At 71.3% G+C, this 13,729-nt stretch carries 10 protein-coding genes; 7 read left to right on the top strand and 3 right to left on the bottom strand.

From position 1 onward, the window contains the following. The first annotated feature begins 609 nt into the window (after positions 1-609). The 5 genes from AB0H12_RS41205 to AB0H12_RS41185 all read left to right on the top strand — a co-directional run bounded on the left by AB0H12_RS41205 (position 610) and on the right by AB0H12_RS41185 (position 4,803). Positions 610-1,461, top strand: coding sequence for a calcium-binding protein (locus tag AB0H12_RS41205; protein ID WP_499630925.1), 852 nt, complete (start codon positions 610-612; stop codon positions 1,459-1,461). Between the two features lie 126 nt (positions 1,462-1,587). Then, positions 1,588-2,007 carry a class I SAM-dependent methyltransferase gene (locus tag AB0H12_RS41200; protein ID WP_499630923.1) on the top strand — a complete coding sequence of 140 codons (420 nt, stop codon included), beginning with the start codon at positions 1,588-1,590 and terminating at the stop codon, positions 2,005-2,007. A 10-nt stretch (positions 2,008-2,017) separates the two neighbouring features. Then, positions 2,018-2,860 carry an MEDS domain-containing protein gene (locus AB0H12_RS41195; RefSeq protein WP_499630920.1) on the top strand — a complete coding sequence of 281 codons (843 nt, stop codon included), beginning with the start codon at positions 2,018-2,020 and terminating at the stop codon, positions 2,858-2,860. Further along, positions 2,857-3,801, top strand: coding sequence for an anti-sigma factor RsbA family regulatory protein (locus AB0H12_RS41190; protein ID WP_499630918.1), 945 nt, complete (start codon positions 2,857-2,859; stop codon positions 3,799-3,801). Before AB0H12_RS41195 ends, AB0H12_RS41190 begins: the two co-directional genes overlap by 4 nt. Positions 3,802-4,221: 420 nt before the next feature. Beyond that, positions 4,222-4,803 carry a hypothetical protein gene (locus AB0H12_RS41185; RefSeq protein ID WP_499630915.1) on the top strand — a complete coding sequence of 194 codons (582 nt, stop codon included), beginning with the start codon at positions 4,222-4,224 and terminating at the stop codon, positions 4,801-4,803. Positions 4,804-4,873: 70 nt separating this feature from the next. On the opposite strand, the gene AB0H12_RS41180 is transcribed toward AB0H12_RS41185, so the two are convergent. The 3 genes from AB0H12_RS41180 to AB0H12_RS41170 all read right to left on the bottom strand — a co-directional run bounded on the left by AB0H12_RS41180 (position 4,874) and on the right by AB0H12_RS41170 (position 8,510). Beyond that, a complete protein-coding gene (locus tag AB0H12_RS41180; protein WP_499630912.1) occupies positions 4,874-6,658 on the bottom strand; it encodes a sensor histidine kinase in 1,785 nt (594 codons plus the stop codon). Positions 6,659-6,668: 10 nt separating this feature from the next. Then, complete coding sequence (locus AB0H12_RS41175) at positions 6,669-7,361, bottom strand: response regulator transcription factor (RefSeq protein WP_499630909.1); 693 nt, start codon at positions 7,359-7,361, stop codon at positions 6,669-6,671. A 381-nt stretch (positions 7,362-7,742) separates the two neighbouring features. Further along, positions 7,743-8,510: an alpha/beta fold hydrolase gene (locus AB0H12_RS41170; RefSeq protein ID WP_499630906.1), complete on the bottom strand. Its 768-nt coding sequence runs from the start codon at positions 8,508-8,510 to the stop codon at positions 7,743-7,745. Positions 8,511-8,966: 456 nt separating this feature from the next. On the opposite strand from AB0H12_RS41170, the gene AB0H12_RS41165 reads away from it, so the two are divergent. Both AB0H12_RS41165 and AB0H12_RS41160 read left to right on the top strand, forming a co-directional pair. Further along, positions 8,967-10,415 carry a hypothetical protein gene (locus tag AB0H12_RS41165; protein ID WP_499630903.1) on the top strand — a complete coding sequence of 483 codons (1,449 nt, stop codon included), beginning with the start codon at positions 8,967-8,969 and terminating at the stop codon, positions 10,413-10,415. 1 nt (position 10,416) lies between these two features. After that, a complete protein-coding gene (locus AB0H12_RS41160; protein ID WP_499630900.1) occupies positions 10,417-13,728 on the top strand; it encodes a hypothetical protein in 3,312 nt (1,103 codons plus the stop codon). Position 13,729: the final 1 nt, after the last annotated feature.

Here is a 13,729-nt window from a genome sequence, read left to right as displayed (position 1 = left end):
GGGGGCGCCCCCCCCCCCCCCCGCCCCCGCCCCGGGGGCGGGTGGCCCGGCCCCCCCCCCCCCCCCCCGGCCCCGGTCGTGGTCTTGAGGGCGTCCACCCGGAGCCGCCGTTGACGGTCTCCGAGTTGTCGATGCCGCCCACGTCACCTGCGCCGCCGCCGCTACCGCGGCCGCCGACCCACCGGAGGAACCCGCACCGCCGGTGCTGCTGATGCCGACGCCGCCGGCGGTCCCGCGGGGGTGCCCGCCGTGCCGTCGGCTTGTTACCCCGGACCCCGGTGGTGTCATCTCCGCATCGACTGCGAGGCGGAGCGCGCACCGGGGTTTTGTCTATTCGGAGCGGTATCGCCGATCGCGCCGATCGATCGGAGGTCAATCGGTCTCGATTTGTCGTCCGGTGCGAGATGCCGCCCGACCGGGGTCATCGGTCGAGTGCCGCCCGTGTGCACCCAGTGAGTCGTCCGGTTGACGTGCGAACCGTTCGTCCATTCGGGCGACGCAGCGCCAATCTTTGCTGCAACAGGAGTAACGTTCTGTGTAACACCCCAGACCTCGGTGACGTGATCCGGGCCGCATGAGCGGTTCGCATCACGAGCCGAGGTTTTTCGCGTGTGGAGGACGTGGGCACCGGCAGCCGCGCCGGGCTGTGGGCGTGCGATTCGCGCCAAGTCGGTTTTCGCCAGCGCATCACGCTGTGCGAATCATCGCAAACAACGTGTCAAGGAAATGAACATGAGAATCCTGCAGAGTCGGATCCGTCGAGGAGTCGTCGCCACGCTGGCCGGCGTCTTCGCCGTCCCGTTCTTATGGGCGGTCAGCCCCCTGACGGCTCACGCCGCTGTCAACTGCGTCGTGAGCGCCGGCGTGACCCAGACCGACACCGTCGTCACCGGGACTCCGGGGAACGACACGATCGACTGCGGCGGCACGAACCCCGCCAAGACGATCAACGGCAACGGTGGCAATGACACCATCACCGGTTCGGACTTCAACGACACGATCAACGGTGGCGACGGGAACGACACCCTCACCGGCGGCACCGGCGCCGACACCCTCACCGGCGGCCTGGGCATCGACACCATCTCGGGAAGCGCCGGGAACGACACGCTCATCGGCGCGTCCAACGACGGCAGCCAGGACAGCCTCGACGGCGGCCTCGGCACCGACACCTGCCAGGGACCCGCGCCGGACCCCGACATCCACGCGAGCTGCGAGAACACGAGCACCCCGCCAGGATCGGGGCCGGGCTCGGGCACGGGTAACGCGACCGAGCTGTGCGTCGCGACCGGTGGCGTGCTCACCCTCACCGTGAACCCGGTGGGCTACGCCTGCGTGTTCAACCCGCTCGGGTCCACCGACCGGCGCGTTTCCGAGGCCCGTGCCATCTGCACCGGAGCCGGTGGAACCTTCGTGAACCTGCTCCCCTTGAGCTACTCCTGCCTCCTGCCGACCATGCCGTGACCACTCGCACCACCGGTCGATCCAGTGGCTCGTCGCCCGGCTCCGGCTGGGTGACGAGCCACGCGTTGGTCGCACCGAGGTAGGTCGGTCGGAGCGGTAGAGCCGGTCATCGTGCCCCTCTGATCGATGCCGCGGCACGCGTGCGCCGGCTGCGGCGGACTCCGACTGTTGCAGGTGCACAGGTTTGGTGCTGGCTATGCCCGTACGTTGGCGACGTGGCGCGAGACGTTCCTGGCCAACGTCGGCGATGTGTACGAGCTTGGTTACGACGACACCTTCTGCCGCATGTGGGAGTTCTACCTCCCCTACTGTGAGGCGGGCTTCCGCAGCGGCGACCTGGACGGCGTCCAGGTCGCGTTCGAGCGGGTGTTAACGCAAGCACCGCGAACGGCGTCCGGAGAACAGCGGGTAGGAGGCGTCGCGGGCCTGCGGCTGACGACCGGGAACGCACTGCGGCTCCTCGACCGGTTGCGCGGTGCGAGCTCGACTTCCCGATCCGCTGTCGAGCCCGACGCCGGTTGTGGTCATCGGGTGCCGGGTGGGTAGCATCGACGCGATGCGCAGGTCGGGGTTCGTGGACGACACACGTGGGTTGGGGGTTCACGACCACGTGTGTTGGCGCTACGACGACGTGCGGGAGTTCCGGGCTCGCGCCCGCGAATTCCTGGCCGACGGGCTGGAGCAGGGTTACCGCGTCTGCTACGTGGCCCCCGGTGACGCGGAAGCGCTGGTGGAGGATCTGCGGGGCATCGACGGCCTCGGTCGGGCGTTGCGGGAGGGCGCGGCCCAGGTCGTCTCGGTGGACGCGACGTACGCGATCGACGCGGTGGTCGAGCCCGAGGCGCAGGTGCGCGCCTACGCCGCAGCCACCGAGGCCGCCGTGACCGACGGGTTCGCCGGGCTGCGGGTGGTGGCCGAGGCGACCCCGCTGGTCCGCACCCCGCGGCAGCTCGCCGCCTTCACCCGTTACGAGCACCTGATGGACCACTACATGGCCGACCACCCGTTCTCCGCGATGTGCGCCTACTCCGTCGCCGAGGTCGGCGACTCGGCGTTCGCGCAGCTGGCGTGCCTGCACCCGAACACCAACGCGCAGTGGCCCGGTTTCCGGCTGCACGCCGCGGGCGATCACGTCACCGCCCTGGGCGGCGAGGTGGACACCGCCACCGGCGACCTGTTCGCCCAAGCGCTGGACCGCGTCGACCTGCGCCTTCGGGACGGAGAGCTGGTGCTCGACGCCACCGGGCTGACCTTCCTCGACCACGGCGGTCTGCTGCGCCTGGCCAACCACGCGGCCCACCGCGGCGCGCCCCTGGCGATCCGTGCCTCCTGGCCGGGTCTGGGTCGCCTCGTGGAGCTGCTCGAGCTGCCCGACGTGCGCGTGGACCAGGTCGCATGAGCGCCCCGGTGGTGCCGTCGCCGGGAGGATTCGTCCACCCCGCCCTGTTCTACGGCTCCGACGAGGAGTACCTGGGCGCACTCGTGCCCTTCCTCACCGAGGGGTTGGCCGAAGCGCAACCCGCCGCCGTGGCGGTACCCGGTGCGAGGCTGAGGTTGTTGCGCGAAGCCCTGGGCGCAGCCGCGGACAACGTGCTGATGCTGGACATGGAAGTGGCCGGCCGCAACCCCGGCCGGATCATCGCGACCGTGCTGCGACGCTTCGCCGACGCCCACCGCTCCGGGCGCGTGCGCATCGTCGGCGAGCCGATCTGGGCCGGCCGCACCGAGCTCGAGTACCCCGCCTGCGCACAGCACGAAGCGCTGATCAACCCGGCCTTCGCCGGACGCGACGTCACCATTGTCTGTCCCTACGACACCCGCGCCCTCGACGAGCGCGTGCTCACCGACGCCCTGGCCACGCACCCCACGGTGTGGGAGGCCACCGGGCGCTACGACAGCGACCACTACGCCCCCGACGCCGTGGTGGACCGCTACAACCAACCGCTGACAGCCGCCCCGGACGCCGTCGACCTCCCCGTCACGGCCACCACCGGACTCCGCGACGTCCGTCGGCTCGTCGCCGACCAGGCGCGGCAGTCGGGACTGGACGCCGAGCGGACCGCCGACCTCGAACTCATCGCCACCGAGTTGGTGGTCAACAGCCTCCGACACACCGGCGCCGGGTGCCGGGTGCGGATCTGGCGGGACGGGGAGCACTTGATCTGCGCGGTCGAGGACCACGGGCGCCTGACTGACCCCTTGGCCGGTCGTCGCCCACCCGAACCAGGTCGGTACGGGGGCCGCGGCCTGCTGCTGGTCAACCAACTCGCCGACCTCGTGCGCACCCACACCAGCACCCGCGGCACCACCGTCACCACGTTCCTGCGCTTGGACCGGTGACCTGCACGGGGACGACGCTCGTCGGAGATGCCGTCCGCACGAACCAGGCGTGGTCGTGCTGTCCGTCGCCAGTCGATCGGCCGGTCACCGATCCTCCCGAAATTCGTGACCGCGCTACGAAAAATGCGGTCAGTGGACATGGGATTGATTGACGATCTTGTGCCTGCTGGGCGTGGAATGGCCCGCTGAGAGCCGGTGCGGCTGTCGCGTCGAGTCGCCATCGACCGTGGCAGCGCTCGGCCGTGTCGCGTGGTCGGGGTTCCCGTAGGGAGGATGCGTGGAAACCGCTGTGTGGCGGCGCGGATCGCCCTGGTGACACTTCACCGCGCGAACACCACGATTGTGACGGGTCGGATCTCCGGCCTTCGATTACCCGACGACTCACCGTCGCAATTGTGAGACGGTTCTCGAGGAGGAGTCATGAACGTCCCTATCCGCATCAGGGCGCTGATCGCGGCCGTGCTGATGGCCGCAGGTATCTCCGCGGTCGCGGCCTTACCGGCGAGCGCGGCGCCGAATTCGGTCTGCGCGCTCAACCAGCCGGCATCCGCCACGCGCAGCTTCGCGCACCCCGGCAACAACACGTCGGCCTGGGCCAGCCCGTTCGGTCACGTGCCGGACGACATCTTCCGGTTCACCGCGACGGGCAGCACCCAGATCCAACCGGTCTTCGGCGCGTGGAAGCCGCCGTCCGGCGACGTCAACGACATCGCCTGGCCTGACCAGGGCTACTGGCCGCGGACCGGCGTGCCGAAGTTCGCGCTGCTGATGCGCATCACGTCGGGCACCGCCCATTGGGTGACCTCCGCCAACCACGCGCACGACCCGGCCGTCGTCGCCGGCAGCAGACTGGAACCCTTCAAGTGGTACTACGCCGGCGCGGTGAGCGACTGCGTGAAGCTGGAGAACCCGGCGGCGTCCTCGTTCCAGTTCGTCGTCAACGACGCCAACGTGTTCGACAACTCCGGTGGACCCACGGTCACCGCCCGGCAGTGGTGGTGACGGGAAGCACGTCGAGTCCCGGTCGGCCCTGCGCCGGCCGGGCCCGCCCGCGCCACGTGGGAAGCCCGAGCTAGAGGTCGGCGATCGGCAGGCGGGCGGTGACGGCGGTGCCGCGTGACGGCGTGCCCTCGGCGGTCAGTTCCCCGCCGAGGGCGGCGACCCGGTCGTGGAGGTGTTGCAGCCCACCGTCCGGGTCGAGGCGGACGCCGCCGTTGCCGTTGTCCCGCACCACTACCAGCGCGCTGCCGTGGTCCTCGCCGACGTGGACGGTGACCGCGGTCGCGGTGGCGTGCTTGACCGCGTTGGTGAGGCATTCGGCGATGATGAAGTACGCGGTCGCCTCCACCGTGGACGGCCACCCGGCACAGCGGACGTCCACCACCGCGGGGATCGGGCAGGTGTCGCACAGTTCCTCGACCGCGGCGGCCAGTCCGTGGTTGGCCAGCGTCGCGGGGTAGAGACCGCGGACCAGGCGCCGCATCTCCGAGATGGTGGCGGACAACCGGGCGTGCGCGCGTCGCAGGTCGCCCTGCGCGGCGTCCGGGTCCCGACCTTCCGCGATGTGGTGCTCAGCGTTGTCGATCATGGTGAGCACCGAGAAGAGCATGTTCTGGATGCTGTCGTGCAGATCGCGCTCGATCCTGCGGCGCTCGTACAGCGCGGTGGTGACGAGCCGCTGCCGGGAGCGCGCGACCTCGAGGGCCTGCCGTGACGCCACAGCCTCCAACCGCAACGCCTCGACGGCGATGCCCACCGAGTTGAGTGCCGCCGTCACCACCGGATCGGACTCCCGCCACACGTCGTGCAGACGGATGAGCGCCACCCGCCGTCCCTGCCAGCGCACGGGCCGGTCGACCCGGCCCGGCTCCGGCGACGGCGCCACGACCGCACGTCCGTGGACATCCCGGCACACGTCGCCCTCGGTGAGGTAGAGCATCAGCTCGGGGTCGTCCAGCACCTGCCGCAACGTCGTCTGGAGCCCGGACAGGCTCGCCGTGCGCGGATCGCCGTCCGCGTCGACGTGGCCGGGTTCGGCTCGCGGGTCCCGGTCGGCGAGCAGACGCCGGATCACCCGCCACCCCTGCTGCCTCCTGAGCACGGGGATCACCAGCAACGCGATCAGCACCAGGTCGAGCGCGACCGCGGTGAACGCCAGCCGCCCGCTGGTCGGCAGCGGGCTGAACGACGAGACCGTGACGGTGAAGCCCAGCACGGCCGCGACGACGACGTAGGCCCAGATCGGCTGGGCGCCACGCCGGTGCGCCGGGCGGGTGCGCAACCACCGGAACAGCACGATCGCGAACATCCCGGCGATGAGCACGGCCAACGCCGTCGTACCGATCGCCTCGGCGGTGGTGCCCGGCCGACCGCCGGGTTCGTCCCACCAGGGCTGGCGCGGCGTCAGCCCGGGGTCCGCCCAGAGCCGCAGGCTCTGCGTGCCGACCGCGCCGAGGTAGCCCAGCACCACGAGCGCCCTTGATGTGCGTCGGCCGACGAACGGCTGCGCCCACGACATGGCGAGGTGGCCGAGCACGGCGACCCAGACGAACGACGTGCTGAACGCCGCCGCGTAGACCACCGGTGAGTCGACCGTGGTCAACACGCTGATGTAGTAGGCGATGCCCGCGACGACGACGAGTCGCCCGTGGCGGTGCAACCGCGGCCGACGGATCACCGCGAGGCCCAACGCGGTGGTCAAGACGCCCCACACCGACAGGGGCGCGGTCAGCCACCACGGCTTGGTGGACACGGCCCAGGACCACCCCGCCCCGGCGCCGGCCACCGCCAGCACGAGAGCCGAGCCGGCCAGGACGCCCGCCGTGCGGGCGTCGGGGATCACGTCGCGGAAAGTCACCCAGGAAGTGTCACCCGCCGCGCCGCGGGTCCACGCCACTACTGCGCAGGTACGTCAGCACCGCGAGCACCCGGACGTTGACCTCTGGCCGCTCGGGTTCGGACAACGACGGCAGCCCCAGCTTCTGGGTGATGGACGTGAGGTGCCGTTCGATCGCGCTGACGGTGATGCCCAGCGCCTGCGCGATGCCGAGGTTCGACCGGCCGTGCGCCACCAGTTCCAGCACTCGCCGTTCGTGCGCGGTGAGGTTCTCCAGCGGGTCGCGCGTGCGCTGCCGCGTCAGCAACCGGTCGATCAGCCACGGGTCGACGACGACCTCCCCGGCGGCCACCCGGCCCGCCGCCTCGATCAGGTACGACAGCCGACCGGTGCGCTCCTTCATGAGGTACCCGACGCCCCGCGACTCCTCCTCCAACGAGAGCAGCCGTTCGGCGATGCTCGGTGTTCCTTCCTGCGACATGAGCAGGATGCCCACGCCGGGATGCCGGCGCCGGACGGCGGCGGCGATCTGCATCCCCTCGTCGGAGTAGGTGGGAGGCAGTCGGATGTCGGCCAGCACCACGTCCGGAACGGTCTCGTCGATCACGGCCACGGCGCCGTCCACGTCACCCGCCCGCCCGACCACGTCCACGCCCCGGCCTTGCAGGGACTCGGCCAGGGTGTCGAGGAACAGGCCGCTGTCCTCCACGATCACGACCCGCACGGAACCTCCCGTGATCATCCGCGTTGCTCGTGAGGCTAACCGCTCACCGCACCCGGACCAGTGGGGTTTTCCGATGGTAGATGCGGCCGAGTCCACGCGACGTCGGCCGGCCCGGCATGGTGGCCGGACGTGCTGCTCCGACTGGCCTGTCTGGGTGTGGCCGACGCCGGCTGCGCGGCGTGGAGATCGGCTCGGGCTCGCTCGGTACATGCGTGGTGCGTGCCGCCGAAGCGGGTGACGATCGGGATCCACCCCGTCACGTACGCCTCGAACGCGACAGCCTGGCCGGGATCGATCTCGTAGCGCAGATGACAAGTGATCACGTGGGAGTTTCCTTCTGGCCCAGTGGGCGCCGGTCGCGGGCGGCACCGTCCCCAGCAGTCACTCCGGGGTGCTGACGCGGCTTGCCGACGCCGGGGCAAGGAGTCCGGCGAGGAGTGCGCCGAACTCCTCGGGCGCTTCCAGCACCACCATGTGGCCCGTGCGGGGAAGCTCGGTGTAACTGGCAGCGGCGGACAGGGCCCAGGCAGGCACGTCCCACCCCGCACGTGAGCGGGCCCCGGCGACCAGGTGGACCGGGACGCGCTCGAACACGTCCCGCAGCAGCTGCTGGTAGTCGGGTCCAGCGGTGTACTCGACGACAGCACGAGCCATGGCGTGGATGGTCGAAGCGGGCTGGTAGGCCAGGGCTTGTGTCGCAGAGCGGAGGTGCTCCCCGGTCGGCTCGATGCCTCCCGCGCGCAGCCACCGCCCGGGATCGGCACGGTCGGCTTGCACGATCTGCTCCACCTCGGTGGCGGTCTTGGCTGCCAGCTGCCGCGACCAGAAAGCGTCCGCGAGACTGAAGTTGCCCTCGACGCTGACCAGCGTTGCGGTCCGCTCCGGGAACCGGTGGGCGAACGCGGCGGCGATCACGCCGCCGACCGAATGCCCGACCAGGTGGACGCGACCGCCCGGCAGCGCCTGGTCAACGGCCGCACGCAGGTATTCCACCTGCATGTCGATGGTGATAGAGCCGGGCTCGGCCCGGGCATCGGCCCCGTAACCGTGCAAGTCGGGGCAGATGGTGGGCGCCGGATGGAGCGGCGCGAGGGCGCGTGGGTCGGCGAATGAGCCGATCAGGCCATGGATGAAGATCACTGGAAGCACGGGATGTCACCTTCTCACGGGCTGCCGGGGCTCGTCCACCACGGTCACCGGAGATGCCGTCTTCATGGTCGGAGGGCTGCCTGGCGGTGGTAGCGGCTTGCGCGGGCGTGGGCTCGGTGGCAGCGGCGCCGGGTCGACCCGTGCTGCCGGTGCGTCGAGGACAGGTCGGACGACGGATGTCGTGTCTGGGCGCTGGATCTCGTTGCGGTCAGCGGGATCAGCGCGCCAGTACCGCCGTCCGGCCACCCGCACCAGGGTGGCCAACGTGACCCAGGTGGGGCGAGAAGCAGCGGTGGAACGCCGACTCGCCGGTGCGGCGGTGGCGGCGGACCGACAGCCATCGAGCGTGTAACGCTTGCCGACGCCGGTGCGACCTCGGGTTGTCAGGCACCCGAGCCGGGCGCAGAGGGGATATGTGTGGAAGAGCTGGCGGGTCCGTTACGGTGGTGGTCGTCGGTGTCCCGGCGTGGACGGTACGTCCACATGGTGGTCGTCGGACCGCGCAAATCCGGCAAGTCGACGTTCTTCGGCCGCCGTGCCGCGCGTGGCGAGGTCGTGCTGTGGGACGTCCGGCGCGTGGCCCGGGCTCGGTCGCGGCAGGCGGTGTGGGCGGACCTGTTCTCCGCCTTGGGCATCGGGTCGATGGGCGAGCGGCCGGTCGAGGACCTGGCGGACCACTTGGACGGGCTCGACCGGGGACCGGTGCTGGTGGTCGACCACTGGGACGAGGCCGTCGACGGACGGCAGACGCAGGTGCCCGACCACTGCTACGAGGTGCTGGACGAGCTGAGCCGGTTCTGCCTCGGGCAGGCGATGACCCGGCAGCCCGGTGAGGCGTGCCTGGGCATGGTCCTGCTGACCTCGCTCCCGGCACCGTCCGATGTGGAGTACTTCACGCGAGCGGTGCAGAGGCCGACCTTCGAGCGACTGTCCAAGCTCATCACCAGGTTGTTCGTCACGGAGCCCTTCCCGCCGTTGGACAAGGACGACGCCGTGCGCGTGGTGGTCGCCGAAGGCGTTCCGGCCGCGTCGGCCGGTGAGGTCGCCGACGCGTGCGGCGGCTGGATGTGGTTGCTGTGCGAGTCGGCGGCCGCGGCGAAGGCCCATGGGGGTTGGACGGCCGCGGCGGTCGAGCACGTGCGCGCCAAGCGGTTGCCCGCGTTGTTGGCCGAGGGCGTGGTGAAGTGGCTGGCGGCGCGGCCGGAGGTGCTGGGTGAGCCGCTGGACTACCTGGCGCGGGAGTTGGCGGCGGGCCGTCCACCCGTCGAGCTGGGCGTGCCTCACGCGTTCGACGACGCGGCGCGGGTCGCTCCGCTGATCCGGCACCTGCTGACCAGGACGTTCCTCGTCGTCGACACCGAGAACGTGCGGATTCCGTTCCAGCGGCACGCCGAGGTCGAGCCGGGCGGCTACGCCGGCGGCGTCGACCACTTCCTCCAGCGCTGGGTCAGCGCCTGGCTGAGCGCGTTGCGCGACCGGCACGGGATCGACCCCGACGACGTGTGGCTGATCGGGCGCTCGCCCGAACGCATCGACTCCACCGTGGGCCCGGGCACGCCGGGACAGCGGATCGGGTTGTCCAAGCCTTTGCGGGACAAGGCGAAACGCGGTGACGGCAGCGACGACAACCTGTTGACCGCGAAGATCACCCAGATGGCGGCCCGCAACCCGATGTCGTCGTTCGTGCTGGCCACCGGGGACGCCGACGCGCCCTTCGTGCTCGACCTGCTCGGGCTGCTCGACCAAGTCGTGGTCTGCGCGCCCTGGCGTGCCTCGGACAAGTTGCGCCGGAGGATGTCCGACCCCGGCCGGTTGCGGGAGAACACGTTCCCGAGGCGCAGACCTCGCGAGGTCACCGAGCACGAGCTGCGCGCGGCGAGAGCGCGGCACGACCGGAGGCCGTGACGTGGTCGAGCGCGATCACCTGGCGGTCGTGCTGCCGGGCAGGATCTTCGGCGCCGTCCGACCGGTGACCGTCGTGGTCGGTCAGGCGGTGGCGATCGCCGCCGAGATGGAGGACTCGCGGCTGGTCGTGGTCAACGGGGCCCTCCCCGCGTTGCGACGGGCGTTCCCCGTCGGCGATCCCGCTGATCCGGCTCGTCTGCTGGACTGGGTGCGCGGTCTCCCGCGACCGACGTCGGTCGCGGGTCAGTGGACCGTGCGCTCGGCCACCCGCACGGTGACCGCACGGGTGCGCGCACCCGACGACCTCGTGCTGATCCCGGGCAGTTCGCCGTGGTCGGTCGAGGACCCACCCGACACCGTCGCCGTCACGGTCGACGGGGTGGCGGTCGAGTACCACTGCGCGACGGCCCGATCCCCGCGGGACGCGGTCCTCGACCTGGTCGACCTGCTGCTGCCGTTGGCCAGGCAGTCACCGCGGACGGTCGTGGTGGTGGACCGGCTCCTGGCCGGGCAGCCCCTGTCCAGGTTGGAGGGGGGCGCGACCGGGTACCGGTCCCACACCGTGAACCACAAGCGGGCCATGACGGCCGTGTCGCTGGACGACCGGGACGTGGTGCTGTGGGACCGCCACGCCGCAGGTGGCTCCGTGCACCTCGTCGACGCCGAGTCCGACCGGCTCGCGCACGCGGTCGTGCGCACGAAGGCGGACGCTGCGGTCGTCCCGATCGGCCAGGTCCTGCGGATGGCCGACGACCTCGCCGAGCCCGTGCCCGCGGACCCGTCGACACCGCTGGCCGTGCTCGGGCAGGACGGCCGGTGGTTCACGGTGCCCGCCACCGTCGGGCACGACGAGCACCGCTGGACGGTGACGGCCGACACCTCGACCGCGCCCGGTCGACCGGTGCGGCGGCTGGTCCTCCAGGCGGCCGGGCGGAGCCTGGTCTACGACGTCGGGCCGAACCTCGACCTGCGTGACGCCATCGAGCGGCTGCACCGCGTCACGGAGGGCCTGGGCGCCACGCGCCCGCAGGCGCCCACGGAACAACCAGGCCCCCGGTACCTGATCGTCGACTCGCTCGCGACAGCGGTCGAACGCACCCGGAACGGCGCGATCGAGTGGCTGGGCGAGAGCCGCGACCCGGTGGACCGCGACGCGGTCGACCACGTCATGCGCGAGGTGCTGCGGTCGCGTCCGGACTCGGCCCACGCGCCGACGCTGGTCGACGCGCTGAGCCGCGTCGGCGTCCGGGACCTGGAAGCCCGTCACTACGGCTCGCAGGCGGTGGCCCTGCTCGTCGTGGAGCGGGAGCTGGACAAGATGTTCACGGGGTCCAAGACGTTCAGCGTCGAGGTGTTCGCCCGTGCGCTGACCGCCTACCTGGTCGCGGTGAACAGCGCGTCGTTCGAAACTTGGCCGTGGACGTGGCAGCGCATCGTCCGGTACGTCCGGGAGTACCTGCTGGGCACGCGGCTCGCGGCGGGACGGGTGCACACCCTGCCGGCCAAGGAGATCGGCGGCCCGCGGAAGAAGCGCTGGGAGCAGCTGGCCAACCAGATCCCGTGGATCAGGTGGCTGGGCACCGAGGACCAGGACCCGCCGGGCGGGGTGCGGCTGCGGCCGGCGGACCTGGTCGACACGTTCGCGCTGCTGCGGCCACGCCAGGTGCCCGTGTTCGTGGGCAAAGAGCGCCGGTACTCGCCCGACACCGGCGTGCGGATCGCGCCCGTGCCGCGTCGCTTCCACCGGCTGTACTGCCGCGGCAGCGGCGTGGCGGAAGTGGCGCTGGACGCGTTGGCGGACACGCTGAGCACGCTGCTCAACGACAGCTCCCAGACGGCGCGCGCCGTCCAAGCGCTGGCACTGCCCGCCGAGCTGGCGGCCGAGATCCAGGCCAGGACCGACGCGGCGGCCGAGCGGCTGACCACACCGGACCGATTGCTGGCCATCCGCGTGGACGACAACGGGTCGGCGCGTGTCGTCGTGGTGAACCTGTCGGTCCACCACGCCTTGGAACTGCGACTCGACGACGTGCCGCTGCGGTTGCCCCCCTTCGCCGTGGAGCAACCGGGAGCGTTCGGCTACTGCACCCGGCCGCGCCGGATCGACCGCGGCAGCACGCTGGTCGTCGGTGACGTCCGAGTGCCCCTGGACGTCGAACGCGCGCCGTTGACCGAAGGCGCCAACGTCACCTTGGCCGCGCTGCCCGCGGACCTGTTCCGCGGGCGTGACGAGCAGCTGGCGAGGTTGCGGCGGGCGATCACCGGCGCCGGCCCGCGTGCCGGCAGCCTGATCCACGGGACCCGGCGGGCCGGGAAGTCGGCGCTGGCGTACCGGGTGGGCCAGGACCACCGGCTGCGCGGGTACCTGTGGATCGACCTGGGCAACGCCTCGGAGTCGGCGAGAACCGACTTCCGCGCGTGGAACCACGCGATGTGCCGGGAGATCGCGCGGCAGGCACGCCGACGTCTCGGCATCGACCTCGACGGCGACGGCACGGACTTCATCAACCTGCTCGCCGACCTGGACGAGCGGCTCGACGGCGGCGCCCCGGTTGTGGTGGTCCTGGACGAGCTGGACATGCTGCTGCTGCCGGAGCAGGGCAGCGCCGGCCGCCGTGCCGCGGGCCGACTCGGCAACCTCGCCTGGCAGAACCTGGTCCTGATCGGCACGGTCCAGCGCTTCCACCGGTCGGTCCACGAGTTCAAGAACTGGTCGTCCATCGAGTGCCCGGCCGACCTGTCGTGGTCGGACGGCGTCACGTACTTCTTCGGTCCTCTGACCGATCCCACCACCGGCCCGCGCGTGGAGTGGTTGCGGCGCGCGGGCGTCACGCCGGAGGAGTACACCAACCAGATCGTGCCGTTGATCGGGCTGCGGCCCTACTTCTGGGCACAGCTGCGGGACAGGCTGGAGGGTCACATCGGCGGTGATCGCGAGTCACGGCTCGTGGACGGGACCGCGTTGCGCACGCACCTCCAGGCCCTGGTCACCGGGGATCCGCACCTGAACGCGGTCATCGACCGCGGATCGGGCCTGGACGCGGACGAGCAACGTCGCCGGGACCTGTTCAGCGACGACGAACGGCGGATCCTGGTGAGGTTCGCGTCGATGCCGGTGAAGAGGTCGGACCTGGTGCTGTCCGAGGCGGTGGAGGCCGGTGGGGAGGACGCGGTCAAGGAACTCGTCGACCGTGCCTACCTCAGGCTCGTCGACAACGGCACGAGGCTCAGGGTGGCGGTGCCCGTCTACCACGCCTTCCTGCGGGCGAGGGTGTCGGACCTGCTGGCGGTTCTCGACGAACGCGGTCGTTGAC

The organism is Actinosynnema sp. NPDC023794, assembly GCF_040639675.1.
Classification (GTDB): domain Bacteria; phylum Actinomycetota; class Actinomycetes; order Mycobacteriales; family Pseudonocardiaceae; genus Actinosynnema; species Actinosynnema luteola.
This window is presented reverse-complemented; position numbering and strand designations above follow the sequence as displayed.